The sequence below is a fragment of the Primorskyibacter marinus genome (genome assembly GCF_003313245.1).
In the GTDB taxonomy this organism is placed as follows: Bacteria; Pseudomonadota; Alphaproteobacteria; order Rhodobacterales; family Rhodobacteraceae; genus Primorskyibacter; species Primorskyibacter marinus.
The window spans coordinates 1-828 of sequence record NZ_QJSD01000056.1; the positions used below are offsets into that span (position 1 = coordinate 1).

Consider the following 828-nt stretch of genomic DNA (forward strand, 5'->3'; position numbering starts at 1 on the left):
ACTGTCTTGGGCTCCACGAAACGCATCTCGGGCTGACGTGCCGCAATGACAATCGCCTCGGCATCGGCCGCATCATTTTTCTGCCGCTTCACAAAGGGGCGCATGTATTGCGGTGCGATAAGCTTTACCTCGTGCCCAAGAGCTTCCATCTCACGGGCCCAGAAATGCGCACTGCTGCAGGCCTCGAAAATTACCATGCCGGGCTCTTGCTGCGCCATGAACGCGGGGAATTGCTTCCGCGTCAGCTTCTTGCGGAACTGGACCTCCCCCGTTCGAAGGGCACCATGAACTTGGAAAACTGTCTTTGCCAGATCGACCCCGATCATCATATTCTTCATCTCGCCGTCCTCCTCTGCGCGCAGCGTTGAACACCACGACCTTGGCACATTGCGATGCCGTCTAGGGAGGGCGGCAACCACTCCATCTGGCCTGTCCTGCGGTCACGAACAGGTTCAGCGGGCGTCCTTGACTGTCGCAGATGGCGTGCAGTTTCGTGTTCATGCCGCCCTTGGTCCGGCCAATCAGGCGTCCACGCCCCCCTTTTTGACGCCCAAACTGGTCGCTGTGCCTTCAGGTAAGGCTATCCTTAAGCCTTCCTGGTCAGCCCAAGGTGTCCGGTCGAAAGGGGGGCAGTTCACATACTATTGCGAAGAGTCGGCAATCAAGGCTCGCGTCGATGCCAAACTGATGGCTTGATTACCATAAGCCGCCACCGCTTCGATCGTGCTATGGATGTGATCATAATGCGAAGTCAGGTCGTGTCCCGGGGGTGGTGTAGGAACTGGCGTCCACCTGCCTCTTCATAGCTGGTGTTGCTCGTTCACTGAG

At 57.7% G+C, this 828-nt stretch carries 2 pseudogenes; both read right to left on the minus strand.

Annotated features, from left to right (window positions below):
* A pseudogene (locus tag DMZ65_RS19355) lies at window positions 1-338 on the minus strand (IS110 family RNA-guided transposase); the annotation flags it as partial.
* Between the two features lie 91 nt (window positions 339-429).
* Window positions 430-546, minus strand: a pseudogene (locus DMZ65_RS19360) (IS5/IS1182 family transposase); the annotation flags it as partial.
* Window positions 547-828: the final 282 nt, after the last annotated feature.